The organism is Acinetobacter sp. TGL-Y2 (assembly GCF_001612555.1).
Taxonomy (GTDB): Bacteria; Pseudomonadota; Gammaproteobacteria; order Pseudomonadales; family Moraxellaceae; genus Acinetobacter.
Genome location: NZ_CP015110.1, coordinates 2,251,571 through 2,271,046, shown reverse-complemented (window position 1 = coordinate 2,271,046; position 19,476 = coordinate 2,251,571). Strand labels below are relative to the sequence as shown.

Genomic DNA, 19,476 nt, shown 5'->3' with positions numbered 1-19,476 from the left:
TCCCAATTATTACAGTGATCCAGCGAAGCTGGTTTTTTGGCTAGTTTCGCTCGAATATACCATTAGTTCAGTCGTGCGCCCAGCCTAAAAGTCGATTAATTGCACTATTCTGGCAGTTTTAAGGGGTAATTAATGCGATGGAATGATGGTTTTTTGTTGGGCAATATATAAAGTGGTGTCTGCTGCGTTTAAGGGTTTAGAGAAATAATAACCTTGGAAATAATCACAGCCTTGCTCGCGTAAATAGCGAATTTGTTCTACATTCTCGACCCCTTCGGCGACCAATGTCATGCCCATGGCTTTACCCATTGCAATGATGGCATACACGATCGCATTGTCCTTGGTTTGACCAATTTTTGAGATAAAAGCACGATCAATTTTTAAAGTGTCGATTGGATAATCTGCCAAATAAGCCAATGAGGAATAGCCCGTGCCAAAATCATCGAGTGCTATTTTAATATTCTTTTGTTGAATTTGATGTAACAGCTCGATGACATAGTCTGATTTATCAAGCAATGAGGATTCTGTAAGCTCAAGTTCAATCGACTCAGATTTTAGCTGGTAAATTGCCAACGCATTATCGATATGGTTGAGCAGTTCCCCACGCAAAATTTGTTGGGCCACAACATTGATCGAAACTTTAATCTCTGTATAACCCAGTTGTTGCCATGTTTGAATTTGCTTACAAGTCTGAAAAATAACAAATCGACCAATATCTGAAATTAAACTGGTCACTTCAGCAATCGGCAGAAAACGATCTGGCATGATAATGCCGTATTTAGGGTGATTCCATCGAATAAGTGCTTCAAAACCATACAGTTCCATGCTGGGGTTTGAAATCTTGGCTTGATAATATATCTCTAACTCATTTCTTTTCAGGGCTTGCCTTAAATCACGCTCAAGCTCGATGTTGCTTTCAAAAATCGAATCTTGTTTGTTGTCATAGAAATAAGTGGTGTTTCCACCGAGTTTCTTGGCTTCAGCCAAAGCAATTTCAGCATGACTGTTTAAACTGCCGATTTGGCGACCATGTTCAGGGTAAATTGCAATTCCCATCGAAACTGAAATGTTGTGTTCTTGAGATTGAATAATAAATGGATCTTTAAACGCTTTTAGGATGAGATCAACAGTGTGATGAATCGGGGGACGCGACAGGCTTAAATTATAAATCAGGGCAAAATCATTGTTGTTTAAATAGGCAATCAGTAAAGCATCGGAACACACAGATTTTAACCGTTTAGAAACTTGTCTAAGTACATCATCACCCGCTTGATGGTTTAAAAACTCATTAAAATGTCTAAAGCGGTCGATGTTTAGTCTGATAATTGCAAAGTGACTTAAGGGCTTAGATTTATTCATTAAATATTGTTGTAATTGTAAATTAAAATAAACCCGGTTTGGTAAGTCGGTCAGCAGATCATAGTTTTCCAAATAGGCAACGCGCTGCTCGTTCTCTTTACGCTCTGTCAGGTCAGAAATTACACCGACATAGTTTAATACTCGATTATTATCATCTTTAAGCGCATTGATATGCAGCCACAGTGTAAGCGTTTTACCTGAAATAAAATCTTCAGTGACTTCTGCATCATATGTGCCGTCGATCAGTACTTTCTGGGTAATATCTTTATGACGTTCACGTATATCAAACAGGGTATTGACGGTGATTTCAAACACGTGCTTCGACAGAATTTGCTCGGCAGGCATGTCGACCAGCTGACAAAAGTAAGGATTGACTTGAAGAAAACAAAAATTGTTGTCCAATACAAAGACGCCTTGGGCGACTTGTTGAAATACATTGGCGGCGAGTTTTAGTTTTTCTTGGTCTTTCTTTTCTTGTTCAATATCACGGTGTATACCGACCATTCTCAGGGGTTTGTGCGTGTCGGGATCACGTGAAATAACTTTTCCGATGTCTTTAATCCAAGACCATTCGCCATTTTTTTTTGTACGATAGGTGGCTTCAAAGCGTTCAGTTTCGCCTCTTAAATGCCGTCTGAGCAAACGATTATAGAGTAGCTGATCGTCAGGGTGAATAAACAGATTCAGCTGATCATTGGCATTTTCGTATTGTAAAACCTGAATGCCAGATTTAAGACAAGATAGTTCAACCGTCCTTTTTTCAATATTCCAAAGCCATGAATGAATCCCCGCCGTTTCATGAGCAAAATCTAAATTGGCTTGATGATTTTCCAGTCGATTCTTAATTTTATTAATGTCATAGGTGCGTTCTTTAACTTTTTGTTCGAGCAATTGATTATTGAGTTGTAATTGATTTTCAATGTTTTTTGATTTTTCTATTTCACTTTGAAGCTGGCTTTGTAAGCGAGAAGACTCTTCAAGATGCTGATTGGATTTGGCCAAATAGGCTTTATTGTGCTGATTAAGCAGGTTTAATCTTAAAAAGATTCTGTGTAATAAAATGGCGCAAATAAAAATGACCGCAAACCAAACATCAAAAATAATATTATATACATCAGGTGTTTGGTTTGAAAATACAAGATTTGAAAATATGACTGGAAATACCGACGGAATAAAAATAAATAAAAAATAGCGCAAGCGCTTGGCAAGATAAACAATAGCGATGAGATGAATAATCGAGAGCATTAAGCCTGACAAGACAATCTTATGACTATCATTAATTTGCGTATTTTCAATGGGAAGTAATTGATTAATCACATAAACACCGATCGATAAACCCACCCCAACAATCAGACAAATAAGCTGAAGCAAAGTGTCTAAATTAAAGGTGCTCATGCTTTTAGATTTACTGATGATATAGGAGCCAGCCAAGCAAATGAATAGAATTGAGCTAAATATCAACAGCCAATTGTTATAATAGGTAGATAATGTTCTAAAATAAAAATAATACACAACGGTATTATAAAAACAGGCGAATAAAACCCACACAAGAAAATAACGTATGTGGTATGCCGCTTTTTTGACTTGGATCGCAGACACACCACGAGAAAGATGCTCTTCCTGAACGTCATTCATCATGGGGCATTACCTATTTAAAACTTGATTATCATTATTAGCGTAAATTTTCGCTAACTATACTCGAGTTGGTATTCATATTATTCACTGCATCTTTAAATTAAGTTACTGTTAATTGAAATAAAAATCAATGAAAATGTGATGTTGTATACATTATTATTAAATCCTCATTTAAATTATAAGTTGTAATTTAAAATAGACAGCGCGACAACGGGTGCAGTTTCAGTACGGAGTACTCGCTCGCCTATACACCAGTTCATAAATCCGACTTGATTGGCAGACTCAATTTCAGCTTCACTCAGCCCACCTTCAGGACCAATGAGTAGAACCACATCTTTTGTGGCATGTTCAAGTACGTTCACTTGATCTTTATTGGGTGCAAGAACCAGTTTGGTTGCAGGAAGTTGCATTTTTAGCCATTGCTCTAAAGACAGAGGAGCTAAAACTTGAGGAACGCGGTTTAGACCACATTGTTCACAGGCTGCAACTGCAATGCCTTGCCAGTGATCAATTTTCTTTTGATCACGATCATATTTAAGGCGCATTTCACAGCGTTCAGAAGTGAGCAGCTGAATTTGGGAGACACCCAATTCAACCGCTTTTTGAATGGCATAATCCATACGATCACCTTTACTCATGACTTGTCCAAGTAAGGTGGTAAAAGTAGGAGTACGGTCATCTACATTAAAGGAGTCGATTGAGACTTGCGCTGTTTTTTTATTGATTTGGGTGAGTGAGGCTTGGTATTCGCCGCCTTGACCATTAAACAAAGTAGCAGTTTCACCGACTTGAGCGCGCAGCACTTTTACCCAGTGGTGAAATACAGTGTCGGTCAATTCAACATGCGTCGCTACAGCGAGATCAGCTTCAATAAAAAAACGGGGCATGTGCTCTTACTCTTTCAATCGATGACATAAAATAAGATTTGACCTCATCGTGACGAAGCAAAACCTTATCGGATCATACTTAAAATATTATGCTAAACCTAAGTCCAAGACCAATTGACGGTTCGGCTCAATGTGGTTCATGGTATAGAAATGCAAACTTGGTGCACCACCTGCAATCAGGCGCTCGCATAGTTTAACCACAACTTCATGACCAAAGGCTTTAATACTGGCAGAATCATCGCCATAGGTTGCCAACTGCTTACGAATCCAGCGTGGAATCTCAGCACCTGTACCATCTGCGAAGCGAATCAAATTACTTGCATTGGTAATCGGCATAATGCCCGGCGCAACTGGAATATCAATCCCTTCTTTTTGAATGCGATCGACAAAATAGAAATACGCATCTGGATTAAAGAAAAATTGAGTAATCGCAGCATTTGCACCCGCTTTGGCTTTAGTTACAAAGTTCTGAATGTCTTTGTTAAAGCTGTCTGCTTGCGGATGCATTTCTGGATACGCAGCTACTTCTATATGAAAGTGATCGCCTGAATGTTGACGAATAAATGCAACCAAGTCCGATGCATATGCCAATTCACCTAAGCCGACTTGACCCGAAGGTAAGTCACCCCGTAGTGCCACTATGCGGTCAATACCCTGCGATTTATAAAAATCTAATAACTCAGCAATACGGGCTTTGTCATCACCAATACAAGACAGGTGAGGGGCAACGGGTGTGCCTTTACCATTAAAGTCATGAATAGCAGATAAGGTGCGCTCACGTGTTGAACCACCTGCACCATAGGTCACAGAGAAGAATTCTGGATTAAGCAGTTGTAATTCTTGATGAACAACTTTTAATTTTTCTGCACCCACGTCAGTTTTGGTTGGGAAAAATTCAAAAGAAATAGGAACACGTTTGGTCATTTTAAATCCTTTTTTATAAGTCCTTTTTTATTTTAAAAATCCCTCATCCTAGCCTTCTCCCTGAGCCATATATGGCGCAAGAGAAGGGACTTCATTGTGCAAGTTAAGTATATTTGATTGATGCCTTTGCCTGCTTTTCACAATGAAAGATACCCGCTCCTTTTAGGAGAGGGCTAGGGAGAGGTTTCTATGAAAACTTAGTATTTATAAGTGTCAGACTTAAACGGGCCTTCAACAGGTACGCCTAAATAATCTGCTTGAACTTGAGTCAATTGTGTCAATACACCACCGAAACCTGCAACCATTGCAGCAGCTACTTCTTCGTCTAATTTCTTAGGAAGAAGTTCTACACGGATCGCCGCTTTCTTTTGATCTTCAGGAAGATCAGCAAATTTTTCAGCAAATAAATGCATTTGAGCCAATACTTGGTTGGCAAATGAACCATCCATAACACGTGATGGGTGACCTGTCGCATTACCCAAATTCACTAAACGACCTTCTGATAAAAGGATCAGGTAATCGCTTTCATTTTCTGAACGATACACTTGGTGTACTTGCGGTTTCACTTCAACCCATTTGTAACCACGTAAGTAGTTGGTATCAATTTCAGTGTCAAAGTGACCGATGTTACATACCACCGCACCCGCTTTTAAAGTATCAAGCATCGCAGAGTCACAAACGTGGTAATTACCCGTTGTTGTTACGATCAGATCTGTATTTTTAAGAAGATCAGTATTTACATCTTCTTTCTGACCAGTCTGCACGCCATTTTTGTATGGAGAAACAACTTCATAACCGTCCATACACGCTTGCATTGCACAGATGGGATCGGCTTCAGTTACACGTACAATCATGCCTTCTTGACGAAGTGATTGTGCTGAACCTTTACCTACGTCACCATAACCAATCACAAGCGCACGACGACCAGACATTAACATGTCGGTACCGCGTTTAATAGCATCGTTTAGAGAGTGACGGCAACCGTATTTGTTGTCGTTTTTAGATTTGGTTACTGAGTCGTTGACGTTGATTGCAGGAACTTTAAGTGAATCGTCTTTCCACATCTCTAATAAACGTTGAACACCTGTCGTGGTTTCTTCAGTAATACCGTGAATTTTAGCAATTAGTTCAGGGTATTTTTCATGAACAACAGCAGTTAAGTCACCACCATCATCCAAAATCATGTTGGCATCCCAAGGTGTGCCATTCACATTGATTTGTTGTTCAAGACACCACATATATTCTTCTTCAGTTTCACCTTTCCAAGCAAAAACTGGAACACCTGATGCAGCAATTGCAGCAGCAGCATGATCTTGAGTCGAGAAGATATTACAAGACGTCCAGCGAACTTCAGCGCCCAATTCAACCAAAGTTTCAATCAAAACCGCAGTTTGAATGGTCATGTGGATACAGCCGAGAATTTTCGCGCCTGCAAGGGGTTTAGCCGCTGAATAGCGTTTACGCAAACCCATGAGTGCTGGCATTTCTGCTTCAGCAAGTTTAATTTCTTTACGGCCGTAGTCAGCTAACGTGATATCGGCAACTTTGTAATCTGTAAATGAAGCATTAACCGCGTTCATTAGGATCTCCTTGCTATAAAATAACAATATATTGAATTGGATCATATGTTCGCGGATGCCGTTTTTAGTTCTTCAGACATGAATGAACCGATGGTCGAGCCTAGCGATTTCATAACAATCGGTTATGAAAAAGTCGCAGCATCCCTCGACTGAGCAATATTCTACTTGGAAATTGATTTTGTTCCAATCTGAAATTGGTTAATATCTAGATGAACGTTATCGGTTGCTATGGATAATAATTAAATAATCTATAAGAAAAACTTATGAATAAAGATCAAAATAGTCCAAAGAATCTTAAATTTGTTGGGTTCTCACGATACCAAGAGTGCAAGTAGAGTCAAATATTTGAAAGGCTGAAATAATTGGTAGTGCTAAAAACCAACGTGTAATAATTCATTTATATATTTTAATATCAATAACTTATTATTTTTATCACGTCGTATTCATGCACTACCAAATAATTTATGTTGGTTTTATTAGGGTATGTCCTCAAATTTTAGAGCTTGTTAAATTTTAAGCCAAATTGATCCGTGGTGATCTTGCTTTAAAGATTTGAAAACTTAGTTTGCGATATGGAGATAAAACTGTTTAATTAAAAATGAGATCGAGCTGAAATTCATAGATTCTAATCGGCATAATTATAAGAGGAAATAAGAAATGAGCGTTAGCCATTGGTGTAAGGGATTCATTATTTTTTTATGTGTAGCGGTTACAGCAAGTTGCGGAAATAATGATGAAAATGAAAATTCATTAGATAAACCAGAAATTAAACAAAGTTTTACTTCAAGTTTTAAAAGTAGTCTCAAAATTGCTGATTTAAATGGTGATACTGCTGAATTTACTTCAAGTAGTCAACAGTTATTGCAAAGTTCTGATCAACAGCCTTATACAATAAAGACCATATTCCCATTTGAGAATTTAATATTTGTATTTCAAGATGATAAATCGATCATTGAGGTAGGGTATGATTCTTTTAAAGATATATTTACCTCTGTGACGGTTCAAGATAAGAATGACGAGAAAAATAAATATTATTGCGCGAGTCAACACTATGGGCACTCAATATTCAATGCGGTTCATTGTGAAAATTTTAATTTTAATTTTAATAAGGAAACTGGTGATTTAACATTGATCTTTGAACAAATGAAAGTTTTTAAAGATCAATTTTCTGATGTTAATGAGTTCAGAGTTTTGGATGGGGCGCTGAATGGTCATTTGTCTAACTCCTATCAAAAAGCGAATAATCATCCTGAACTAAAAGCAAAAACAATCAAAATAAATGGTAAAAATACGCCCTATGCGTTTAGTTTTTTTGATGGCGAGTCATCGAATTATAGTTTAGCGCTACAGAATCCATTTGAAGGTTTAATTGTGTTAGATACGATCATTGATATTCCTGCAGAAGATAGTCCAATTCAATTTTTCCAAGCCATTTTTTCTTACCCACCTGAGGCTGAAAACAGATGTGCAGGTAAAATATATCAATCAAATATTGAAGATAAAACGATAACCAAGGAGATTACTCAAAGTTGGGTGTCAGTTCATTTCAATCATAGTCTATTGTATAAATCAGAGGGGAGTGATTGCCTAAAATCCCCCAATCAGATTGAATTTGATGGAAAAATAGAATTTCCAGTTGAATCCAATGTATATACGATCACGAATGTATTCAAACATCAACCTGATTCAATCATTGAACGTAGCAAAGCCTATCTACAATTGATTAATCATGATTCTCAACAATTAGACAATAACCAGTTATATGTATATTTAACTGATCAAAAAATTAGTAAAATTGAATATAAAACGACATTTCAGTTGCCAAATTCAAATCAGAATTATGAAATATTTTATCAATGCCTTACTGAAAAATGTAAAAACATAGATCTTGATTTTAAAAATTATATTGTGAATTTTAACGATACAGAATTAAAGCAGGTTAGCATTGCAGATGAAATGTTAAATGAATCAATAAAATTGAACGGCAAGTTTGGATATAGATTGAATTAGTCCAATTGATTTAAATAAATAATTATGCAATTTGTAGAATGAATTAAGTTCATATTTAAGCCCATCACTTGATGGGCTTAAATAGCATATTATTCTTTGTTAGCGGCTTCAGCTTTAGTATTCCATTCATCCGCTTTGGCTTCATCTACATCAACACCTAAACCATGTTCATAGATACAGGCTAAATCACGCATGGCCTGAACTTCACCCATTTCAGCAGCTTGCTGTACCAACTCAATAGACTTCGCAACATCTTTGTCAACCACATAACCACGGCGGTAAAAACTTGCTAACTCTAAAGTTGCAGATGCATGTTTAAGTTCAGCGGCTTGCTTCAACCAATTCAGTGCATGTTCAAAGTAAGTGTTCGCTTCTTCGGGATCTTCTTCAAGCAGCTCTTTGGCATAAACCGCATAACCTTCGCCTAACCAGTACATCGCTTCAACGTAGCCTAAGCCAGCAGCTTTGAGTGCCCATTCTTCAGCAAGTTCGATATCCTCTTCATTTTCACTTTGCATATACAGCTCAGCCAAAGCGAATTGAGCTTCCGCGTTGCCAGCAGTGGCGCGGTTTAAAAGTTCTGGAGAAATTTCAGGAGATTCAGACATAATAGATCCAACATAAAGACTGTCTATAGCCTAAAGCTTTGATGTAAAAAAGCCAATCCGAAGATTGGCTTTTTAAATTTAAAATGAAGATTTAAGCCATTATTTAGATCAAGCACATGATTAAGCTCAGCGCAAAAATCACGACACTGATAATCGTGATTTTCTTAATATACGTATTTAAATAACTTAAACACAAGCCAACAAATAAAGCAGAGAAGGTGAGCACCCCAATCCAATAACTGATCATATTGCTCAGCTGTGCGCTCATCATGCAGATGATTAACGCGATAGTAAGCAGTACCCAACCGCTAAGGGCAGCGTAACGTGTTTTTGCAGCATCCAATTCATGCCCAAATATTTGCTTTTGATGTTTAGACATTGAGCTTGCTAAGGCAAAAAAAGCAATAGAACAAAGCGACCAAATCAGCAAGAAGAAAATCATTATTCAGTCTCCTGTGCGACAGGCGCGCGTGCTTTTTTGCTCGGGAGGCCTTTGTGGTTCTTCACTTTAAGATATGAATAGAAGAACAGCAGGGCAAGTGCCCACATTGCCAAATCAAAAGTGGCAATGACCCATTGACCATTTGGAATGGTTGACCAAAGTCCTTGACCACCAGTGATTGGGTTAATAATTGGCAACAATGCAAAAGCGATCGTGGCAAAGATTAACAATTCTAACCATGCTTGACGATGACTACGGAAAATCGCGTAAATCAAGGTCAACAGCCATACGATAAAAAAGGTTCGAATTTCCCAATTTAAACGCATGTTCATTTCCGCAGGGATGAAGCGGTTGGCATAGAAATATGCAGCACTGGCAATCGGTAAACCAATAATGGCAGCAATGTTGGTGACTTCAACAACACGGTAACCCAAAGATTTATAGCCTTGTTTTTGCTGCTGAGGTGCACGTTTTACACACCATAAAATCAAGCCAGTCGCGATCATAATTGTGCCGATCACACCGGATAGGAATAAGATCCAACGAAGCGCTAAATCAACACCGCGGGCTTCATGCAAAACCGTCACCACATTATAAATACCATTCGGAATCGATGGATTTTTTAACTTCGCTGATTCATCCGTGATGTTTTTACCTGTTACACCATTAAAGTCCAGTGTTTCATAGACGCCACGATGCGCCACACTGGCTGCATTTAGCGCACGTAATTCAATTTTGGCTTTAGTGGTATTCGGCGCAGTGATACTGATGCTCGAAACAGGATTATTGTGCCACGCTTTATTCGCTTCAACTAAAATAGGGGCTAAATCTGCAAGCGGAGCAGCTTGAACAGGTTCACGTTTTTTGCGTCCTTCACCGCGATTGCCTCGACCTTCACGTACTTGCTGACCCTCACCGCGTGCTTGCTGTGCTTCGGACATTTCACTGCGCTGACCACGTTGAGCATTTTCACCACGCGCTGCTGGTGTGTTGCTACTGTCCTCAGGTGCTGTTTGAATCAGTGATTTACGCTGATCTTGCAGGAATGCCCCGCGACCTTCGTAGACCTGATTAATACCCCACGGCATGATGGTGAAGAGTAATAAAAGCAAGCCACTCAAAGTAATCATGATATGAAAGGGAAGTGCAAACACTGCCGTTGCATTATGTGCATCGAGCCATGAGCGTTGACCTTTACCTGATCTAAAGGTGAAGAAATCTTTAAATATTTTCTTATGAGTAATGATGCCACTAATAATCGCCACCAGCATGAACATGGTGGCAATGCCGACGATCCAACGCGACCAAATACGCGGCATACCATACAGTTCAAAATGGAAACGATAGAGGAAGCTGCCACCGCGCGTTTCGCGTGCTTCAAGCACTTCACCTGTTGCACTGTCTATAGTCACACGTTCACCACCACGTCTGGCGCGTGGATCTTCACCTGGTTTACGAATATTCAGGGTGGTGGTGTTTTGGCGTGAATTTGGCAGTTGAATGGTCCAACTACCCGCATTCGGGTGATTTTGCTGTAAATAATTTAAAGCGACTTGGGTCTGTTTAAGCTGTGATTCATTTGGCACAGACTGATGAAACTCAGGTTTCATCCAGTTGGTGATTTCTGTTTGGAAAAAGCTGAGCGTGCCCGTTAAGAAAATAGCATATAACAACCAACCCAAAATTAAGCTTGCCCAAGTATGTAGCCAAGCCATGGATTGGCGCGGACCTTCAACTTTTTGATCAACTCTCATGTCAATTTCCCATGCCTTTATACAGAATAAATAGAATCAGGCAGGGAATAAAAATACCAAGACTGGCTTTTAAGGTTTTATTGACCATAAACACCCAAATAAAAGCAGAGGTATGCACGGTAAAGGCAATAAGCGTGGCTGCCATCGCGGCACTTGAACGATATTCAATAAAATATTGTGCAATCACAATCGCACAGAGCGACGCCAATAAGTAGCCACCGAACGTCGCCAACACAAACCGATAGGCAATCATGATGCGATAGCCAATCAATGCGGCTTGATCGAATGATTTCTTTTTAGGACGAGCATTGTGGGTGCTCATGGAGGCAGAAGCCTGCATCTCAAGTTCAGTGCTAGACATAGTGGAAGGTTCAATATGTAAGAGAATGTTATTAATGTAAATGATAACAATTATTATTACAGTTTGAAATATGGGCACACTGAAAATGGTGAAAATATCCAACAAAATTTTTATAGTGATAAAAAATAGACAGATATCGCTTTATTACAAGAACATGGATTTGAGTAATTTGGCAAAAATATTAATTTTAATAAAAAGCGTCGTTCTTTTCATTTCGCCGAGGACGTGATTTGGCGTCTCTCGGCGCAGAACTTATGAATTACCTTGTTGATATTCCGTGATCACTTCAAGTGCAGCGCGAAAGGCCTCTTGGGTGGCAGGTGCACCGCAGTAGGGAAGGCTATGAAGTAACACTTCCTGAATTTCTTCAACCGTTGCGCCATTATTGAGTGCACCGCGCACATGTCCTTTGAGTTCAGTTGGACTTTTTTGCGCAACCAAAAAAGCAATCGTAATCAGCGAGCGATATTTACGGGACAGAACACCTTCACGTTGCCACGTTGAGCCCCATGCATGCTCATTGATCCAATCTTGTAAGGGTTGGGTAAAAGGAACGGTATTGTCTTGAGCGCGTTTGACAAAAGATTCGCCCATCACTTCAGTACGCACTTTTAAACCATTTTCATAATCTTGTTGTGACATTTTAAGCTCTCTCAAAAAACGCATCCGAAGATGCGTTGTGTTGAATCAAAAATTAGGCTGGGATTTCAATCGCAATCGCAGTGGCTTCACCGCCACCAATGCATAGTACTGCAATGCCTTTAGTTTTACCTAAACGTTTTAATGCATAAATTAAAGTTAAGATAATGCGCGAACCTGAAGAACCGAGGGGATGACCCAGTGCACAAGCACCGCCATGAATATTGACTTTTCCGCTATCCAATTTAAATGCATCAATCGCTGCCATGGTCACCATAGCAAAAGCTTCATTGATTTCCCAAAGATCAACCTCGTCTACTGCCCAGCCCGTTTGTTTAAGCACTTTTTCAATTGCACCCACTGGCGCAATGGTAAATTCAGACGGGTGCTGTGAATGGCTCGCATAGGCTTGAATGCTGGCTAAAGTGCTTAAACCTTGTGCTTGAGCATAGTCAGCAGAAGTCACCACAAATGCAGATGATCCATCACTGATTGAGCTGGCATTGGCCGCAGTAATGGTGCCGTCTTTAGCAAAAGCAGGTTTGAGTGTCGGAATTTTATCAATCTTGGCATTGAACGGATTTTCATCCTGTTCAACTACCACATCACCTTTACGGCTTGACACGATCACTGGGGCGATTTCAGCTTTTAGATAACCCTGTTCAATCGCCGTTTGTGCGCGAGTCAGTGAGCGAATGGCAAATTCATCTTGTTGTGCGCGGGTATATGATTTTTTATTGGCCATTTCCTGTGCCAGTACACCCATAGAGAAACCTGTTTCAGCATCTTCCAAACCTTCTTGAAACATATGGTCGGTGACTTTGCCGTGACCCATACGAAAGCCTGCGCGTGCTTTGTCCATGAGGTACGGTGCATTACTCATCGACTCCATACCGCCAGCAACCACAACCTGTGCTGAGCCTGCTTTGATCGCATCTGCTGCTTGCATGACCGCTTTCATGCCTGAGCCACAAATTTTATTGATGGTGGTTGCACCCACAAAATCCGGTACGCCAGCCAAACGCATGGCTTGACGAGCAGGGCCTTGCTTTAAACCTGCTGGCAATACGCAGCCCATAATCACTTCATCGACTTGATCAGCAGCAATATGGGCACGTTTAAGAGATTCTTCAATCACCACAGCGCCTAATTGTGGTGCAGATAAGCTCGATAAGCCGCCTTGAAAACTCCCCATCGCGGTCCGGCTTCCAGCAACAATTACGATATCCTGACTCATTCTTATCTCCATGTAGGTGAGTGTTGCAGATTGTTGTATTGATGGTATTTTTTGATTTTAACTTATCGCTGAGTGAATCTGTCCATTTTATCTCAGCCTTAAATAGACTGCTCTCTCGTTCCAATTCAAACGTGAGTTAAACATTTTGCACAGATAAAATAGCATTAGATTTAAGACGGTTTCAAATGACAGATTCAATTTTTGATTGGGTTGCAACTTCATTCATTTTGTCAAATCTTGTACGGCTGTCTATTCCACCTTTGTCCATAGTCATAGGGAGAGATCAAAGTTAGCAACACTAGAACTATGGGATGATACTTGAGATGCGTGCGACCTTTTAAGTTCAATAAAAAAGAAGGCTGTGATCAGCCTTCTTGATGGGCAAAGAAACAAATTTTCTACCCGCTATTTGTCCGAGGACCTTGAAGAATCGCCGTCCGCATTCTGTGCAGTTTGAGGGCCCGTAGATGCTGTGTTGCTGAATTGAGTGTTGCTGTGTAAATCTGATGTTACACCTGTTTCTAACTCAGACTGTTTTTGAAGCTGTGCATCTGATTGCAGGTTATGCGGCTGATGATGTGGCGGACGATGAGGATTATGCAGATCCAAACTTTGATTGAGTTCGATATCAAAAATATCCGTCAACATACTGTCAAAACGTTTTTCATTGTAGATGGCAAGTTTTTCAGCTTGAGCCTCATCAATGAACTGAGTGGCCACCGCATCTGCAAGGTGTTCTTCAAAGCTTAAGCCTTTGAATTTTCCTTTCGATTCTGCCTTTTTGAAAGTATCCCAAAGGTCTTCAATCTCAAGTAACATTAAGAAAGTGGATTCCATACGACCTGTGACGTCATTGGCATCGGTATTATAAAATACATGCTGTTTGAGTTGATCGCGGAACGCATTTTCTTGCATAAACCATTCGCCGACTTGGAGTTTCAGTTTGTCGCTTGGTTGATGTAACGGACGACCGAGTGGGAAGCAAATAAATTTAACCAAGCCTGCCGCAGCTCCCATAGGGAAATTATCAAACAGTCCAAAAAAGGCATTCTGAGCACTAAAAAGGGCTTTATCTAAAGCCAGCTTTGCATGCGCCTGTTCAGCTTCGGTACGTTTTCCTTGCTGATAAAATTTTAACAGCGCAGTTGAGATAAACAATTGCGCATGAATATCAGCCAAACGACCAGAGAGCATTTCTTTACGTTTAATATCACCTGCCAGTAAGCCCAAACACATATCAGCGACCAAAGCGAAGTTGGCACTGAGTCGGTTAATTACCTTGTAATAAGGTTTACTAAAAGCATCTGCATTATTGGATGCCTGACTTGACCCACCGAAATAACCATAGGCAAATGAACGCGCAGTACGGTTAAAGGTATAACCCAAGTGCTTAAACAGCATCTCATTAAATGTGTTCAGCGCCGCGTCTTTATCTTCGGCTTGTAAAAGCTGTAACTCTTCAAATAGATACGGGTGACAACGCATTGAACCTTGACCAAAAATCATTAAAGAGCGACTTAAAATATTGGCGCCTTCGACCGTAATAGACACTGGAATGGCTTGATACTGAAGTGCCAAGAAGTTACGGGGTCCCATTTGAATGGCACGACCACCGACCACGTCCATACTATGGTTCACCACTTTACGCATAGTTTCTGTAGCGTAGTATTTGGCCATGGCAGTCATGACTGCGGGTTTACCGCCTTGATTGAGTCCACATGTCACTAAATAACGGAACGCTTCGAGCATATAAGTGTCCGAGGCAATATCACTGGTGGCTTCTTGTACGCCTTCAAATTTACCCACTGATATTTTAAATTGTTGACGGATTTTGGCAAAAGCGCCGACAGTTAAGTAGCTCATTTCACCTGCGGCAGTAGAGAGCGCTGGAAGTGAAATCCCACGACCGACCGCCAAACACTCCATCAGCATGCGCCAGCCTTTTCCGGCATTTTCAACCCCACCAATAATCCAATCCAATGGAATAAATACATCCTTGCCGTCTACTGTACCATTCATGAAGGGCGAGCCGGGATTGTGTCTTGCACCGACTATGACGCCTTCATGTTTCGCCGGTAGTAGCGCACAGGTAATGCCATATTCTGTTTTCGTTTTGTCGCCCAGTAAACCATCTGGGTCATAAAGTTTAAAGGCCAAACCCACAACGGTCGCGATCGGCGCAAGCGTAATCCAACGTTTTGAAAAATTCATGCGTAGTCCGAGCACTTGCTTTCCTTCGAACTGTCCGTAACAGACCACACCCGTATCAGGGATTGCACCTGCGTCCGATCCTGCTTCAGGACTGGTTAAACCAAAACAAGGAATTTCTTCACCCTTAGCGAGTCCCGGTAAGTAACGATTTTTTTGTTCTTCTGTACCATAATGAAGTAGTAGTTCACCCGGTCCCAGTGAGTTGGGCACCATACAGCTTACTGCTGTGGTGAGTGAGCGTGAGGCAATTTTACTCATAATGCGACTTTGCGCGAAGGAGCTAAACGCTTTACCGCCGTATTCTTTGGGAATGATCAGTCCTAAAAAGCCTTTGTCCTTAATAAATTGCCAAACCTCGGGCGGAAGATCTTTTAAATGATGGTGAATTTCCCATTCATTCAGCATCGCACAAAGCTGCTGCACTTCATTGTCGAGAAAAGACTGTTCTTCGCTGGAAAGAGTGGGATAAGGGTAGGCATCAAATTTTGTCCAGTCGGGCGCCCCCATAAATAGCTCTTTTTCCCACCAACTGGTGCCCGCATCTAAGGCTTCTCGTTCCGTGGTGCTCATGCTTGGCATGGCATTGGCCAACGTTTTATAGGCGGGTTTGGTGATCAGTGCCATTCTGAGTGGATCAATCAAAACGATGAGACTGATGAGGATAAGCGGTAGTCCAATAATTAAAGACCACGGACTGAGAAATGCCACAGCAGCCGATACCACCATCAAGATCATGGCGCCGATAGATCGGCTCGCTTCAAAAAAGAAAATTGCCCATAGCGTAAAAAGTAGAATGAGCGCACTGAGAACAAACAACATTTTTTTCTCCAGTTTATTTAGTTTTATTGAGATCAAAATCTAAGCTTTATGATTCCATTTTAAATTTATGCTTCAGATCAGCTGTTTTAATAAAGTATTCAGATGTATTATCCAGATAAAAAGGTGAACCTTAACGTTAATATTGATATGTTTGGCTACACATTAAAGCCAATTGATGAAATTAAGTTGTCGGTATTTATGACTAAAATGATTGAAAAATAATCATTTTTCAAGGCTTGCTTGGCAAAGAAATGTCAGCAAAAGTAATTTATAAATGTATTATTTAGATGGTATAAGCCATAAAAAGCCCTCCAGAGAGGGCTTTTAGAAATCAAAATAACTTTGACAGATTAAGCTTCGATTGCTTGTACCGCAATTTTCTTGGCAGGATCTACTTTACGACGTACCGCAGGGACCGGCTCGCCATAGTATTGACGATCTGCAAAATAGCTTGAACGCACCATTGGTGCCGCCCAAATATTGCGGAAGCCCAGTTTTTGACCATGAGCTGTATAGCGCTCGAATTCTTCAGGGGTAACAAAGCGATCAAGAGGTGCATGTTCTTTCGAAGGCTGCAAATACTGACCAATAGTGATGTAATCCACGCCATGCGCGTGAAGATCATCAAGTAGCGCAAGTACTTCTTCTTCAGTTTCCCCTAAACCCACCATCAAACCACATTTGGTTGGAATCTCTGGGCAATATTCTTTAAACATTTTAAGTAAGTTTAATGAATGCTGATAATCTGAACCTGGACGCATCGCTTTGTACAAACGCGGCACTGTTTCAATATTGTGGTTGAATACATCGGGTGGACATTCGGTCATGATGCGTAAAGCAATATCCATACGACCACGGAAGTCTGGTACCAAAATCTCAAGCAATGTTTTTGGACTTAATGCACGCGCTTCTTTAATACAGTCCACAAAATGCTGCGCACCACCATCGAGTAGGTCATCACGGTCAACCGATGTGATCACCGCATATTTCAAACCTAAATTTGAAATGGTTTCTGCCATATGGCGCGGTTCATCTGCATCAAGTGCATTCGGACGACCATGTGCCACATCACAAAATGGGCAGCGACGTGTACAAATGTCGCCCATAATCATGAAAGTTGCTGTACCCCCACCAAAACATTCAGGAAGGTTCGGACAGGCAGCTTCTTCACATACAGTATGCAATTTCTGCGCGCGTAAAGTTGTCTTAATACGTTGAACTTCATCTGGCGCAGCCATTTTCACCCGAATCCAGTCTGGCTTTCGTGGTGTTTCAACCGTAGGAATAACTTTTACAGGTATACGCGCTACTTTCTCTGCGCCACGGAGCTTTTCACCCTGTACTGGTTTACGGTTATCAGACATATTCAACTTATCCACTGTTTTTTGACGGGGGAGATACTCAATCATAGCCCTTTTATTATAACGACTTTGAGCTTAAATGGGGGCAAAAACGCTATTCATTTACTAAATGTGGTCATCATGCAATATATGATAGGGAAATACAGCAAAGTCCCCTTATTTACGTCATAATAGGCACAGATCAATGAATATATGAATGAAGAGGAGCATTGAATGCCACGTAAGAAAGAGGTCGTGAGTGGAACCTTTGTCAAATATGATGCTGTTGTTTTAGGTTCTGGCCCTGCTGGTGAAGGCGCAGCAATGAAGCTTGCAAAATCAGGCAAGCGTGTTGCAGTGGTCGATATGCGTGAACAATTGGGCGGGAACTGTACGCATGTAGGCACTATTCCAAGTAAAGCACTACGTCAAACGGTATCAAGCATTATTCGTTACCAACGTGATCCAATGTTCCAAAAAGTCGGGAATTGGAAACAATTTACGATGAAGCAAGTGCTTCGCAATGCGCATAAAGTGATTCAACAACAAGTCGATACGCATACACGTTTTTATGATCGTAATCGCATTGATATCTATAATGGTCGTGCGTATATCCAAGATCAAAATACCGCGGTGATCTTTACCCCAGATGGCGTGAAAGAAACCATTATTTTCAAACAATTGGTTGTGGCAACGGGTAGCCGTCCATACCGCCCAAGTATTTTAGATTTTAATCATCCACGTGTATTTGATTCGGATAAAATTTTAGATCTCGATTTTACCATCCAAAAAATCATCATTTATGGCGCAGGGGTGATTGGCTGTGAATATGCATCCATTTTTATTGGTTTAGATCATAAAGTAGACTTGATCAATACTCAGCACAAATTACTGAGCTATCTAGATGACGAAATTGCAGATGCATTGTCATATCACTTACGTGAACAAGGTGTGTTGATTCGCCACAATGAGCAAATTGATCATTTAGAAACGTTTGATGATCATGTGGTGTTGCATTTAGAAAGTGGTAAAAAGATTAAAGCAGACGCAATTCTTTGGTGTAATGGTCGTTCAGGCAATACCGATGGTCTAGGTTTAGAAAACGTAGGCATCAAGCCAAACGGTCGTGGTCAACTTTCTGTCAATGAGCAATATCAAACTGAAGCTGAAAATATCTATGCAGCGGGTGATGTGATTGGCTGGCCATCGCTGGCTTCGGCTGCCTATGACCAAGGTCGCTGTGCCGGTGCGAATATGAGTGGCGAGCAAAATGTTGCGCCTGTCACTGATATTCCAACGGGTATTTATACCATTCCTGAAATTTCATCCATTGGAAAGAATGAGCAGCAATTGACCGAAGAGAAAATTCCATATGAAGTGGGACAAGCCTCTTTTCGTCATTTGGCGCGCGCACAGATTACAGGGGATACTGTGGGGGAGCTTAAAATCTTATTCCACCGCGATACTTTAGAAATCTTGGGTGTCCATTGCTTTGGCAATAACGCCGCTGAAATTATTCACATTGGTCAAGCGGTCATGAATAGTCCGAATAATACGATTAAATACTTCGTGGAAACGACATTCAACTATCCAACCATGGCAGAAGCGTATCGTGTAGCAACATTGAATGGTATGAACCGTTTGTTCTAAATCGAGCCATTGCTGTAGAA

14 protein-coding genes are annotated in these 19,476 nt (G+C 40.6%); 2 read left to right on the top strand and 12 right to left on the bottom strand.

Annotation, left to right across the window (positions count from 1 at the left end):
• Positions 1-129: 129 nt before the first annotated feature.
• The 4 genes from AMD27_RS10855 to ahcY all read right to left on the bottom strand — a co-directional run bounded on the left by AMD27_RS10855 (position 130) and on the right by ahcY (position 6,385).
• Positions 130-2,997 (bottom strand): putative bifunctional diguanylate cyclase/phosphodiesterase, encoded by a 2,868-nt coding sequence (locus AMD27_RS10855; protein ID WP_228140654.1) that lies wholly within the window; start codon positions 2,995-2,997, stop codon positions 130-132.
• A 173-nt stretch (positions 2,998-3,170) separates the two neighbouring features.
• Entirely contained in the window at positions 3,171-3,881 is a 711-nt protein-coding gene (locus AMD27_RS10850; RefSeq protein WP_067660297.1) for a 16S rRNA (uracil(1498)-N(3))-methyltransferase, read from the bottom strand.
• Positions 3,882-3,968: 87 nt separating this feature from the next.
• Entirely contained in the window at positions 3,969-4,805 is an 837-nt protein-coding gene (metF, locus tag AMD27_RS10845; protein ID WP_067660295.1) for a methylenetetrahydrofolate reductase [NAD(P)H], read from the bottom strand.
• 197 nt (positions 4,806-5,002) lie between these two features.
• A complete protein-coding gene (gene ahcY, locus AMD27_RS10840) occupies positions 5,003-6,385 on the bottom strand; it encodes an adenosylhomocysteinase (protein WP_067660292.1) in 1,383 nt (460 codons plus the stop codon).
• Between the two features lie 657 nt (positions 6,386-7,042).
• Between ahcY and AMD27_RS10835 the strand changes: the two genes are divergently transcribed.
• Positions 7,043-8,395 (top strand): hypothetical protein, encoded by a 1,353-nt coding sequence (locus AMD27_RS10835; protein WP_067660289.1) that lies wholly within the window; start codon positions 7,043-7,045, stop codon positions 8,393-8,395.
• 89 nt (positions 8,396-8,484) lie between these two features.
• On the opposite strand, the gene AMD27_RS10830 is transcribed toward AMD27_RS10835, so the two are convergent.
• From AMD27_RS10830 to lipA, 8 genes are all read right to left on the bottom strand, one after another.
• Positions 8,485-9,003: a tetratricopeptide repeat protein gene (locus tag AMD27_RS10830; protein WP_067660286.1), complete on the bottom strand. Its 519-nt coding sequence runs from the start codon at positions 9,001-9,003 to the stop codon at positions 8,485-8,487.
• A 103-nt stretch (positions 9,004-9,106) separates the two neighbouring features.
• A complete protein-coding gene (locus AMD27_RS10825; protein WP_067660283.1) occupies positions 9,107-9,445 on the bottom strand; it encodes a DUF3325 domain-containing protein in 339 nt (112 codons plus the stop codon).
• On the bottom strand, positions 9,445-11,199 hold the full coding sequence (locus tag AMD27_RS10820; protein WP_067660280.1) for a PepSY-associated TM helix domain-containing protein: 1,755 nt from the start codon (positions 11,197-11,199) through the stop codon (positions 9,445-9,447). Before AMD27_RS10820 ends, AMD27_RS10825 begins: the two co-directional genes overlap by 1 nt.
• A gap of 1 nt (position 11,200) precedes the next feature.
• A complete protein-coding gene (locus AMD27_RS10815) occupies positions 11,201-11,560 on the bottom strand; it encodes a hypothetical protein (RefSeq protein ID WP_067660277.1) in 360 nt (119 codons plus the stop codon).
• Positions 11,561-11,812: 252 nt separating this feature from the next.
• Positions 11,813-12,202 (bottom strand): carboxymuconolactone decarboxylase family protein, encoded by a 390-nt coding sequence (locus AMD27_RS10810; RefSeq protein ID WP_067660274.1) that lies wholly within the window; start codon positions 12,200-12,202, stop codon positions 11,813-11,815.
• 52 nt (positions 12,203-12,254) lie between these two features.
• Positions 12,255-13,436, bottom strand: coding sequence for a thiolase family protein (locus tag AMD27_RS10805; protein WP_067660271.1), 1,182 nt, complete (start codon positions 13,434-13,436; stop codon positions 12,255-12,257).
• A gap of 405 nt (positions 13,437-13,841) precedes the next feature.
• Positions 13,842-16,466, bottom strand: coding sequence for an acyl-CoA dehydrogenase (locus tag AMD27_RS10800; protein ID WP_081405966.1), 2,625 nt, complete (start codon positions 16,464-16,466; stop codon positions 13,842-13,844).
• A 350-nt stretch (positions 16,467-16,816) separates the two neighbouring features.
• Positions 16,817-17,830, bottom strand: a complete 1,014-nt coding sequence (lipA, locus tag AMD27_RS10795) for a lipoyl synthase (RefSeq protein WP_067660269.1) — start codon at positions 17,828-17,830, stop codon at positions 16,817-16,819.
• Between the two features lie 210 nt (positions 17,831-18,040).
• Between lipA and sthA the strand changes: the two genes are divergently transcribed.
• Entirely contained in the window at positions 18,041-19,456 is a 1,416-nt protein-coding gene (gene sthA, locus AMD27_RS10790; RefSeq protein ID WP_067660266.1) for a Si-specific NAD(P)(+) transhydrogenase, read from the top strand.
• The last annotated feature ends 20 nt before the right edge of the window (positions 19,457-19,476 follow it).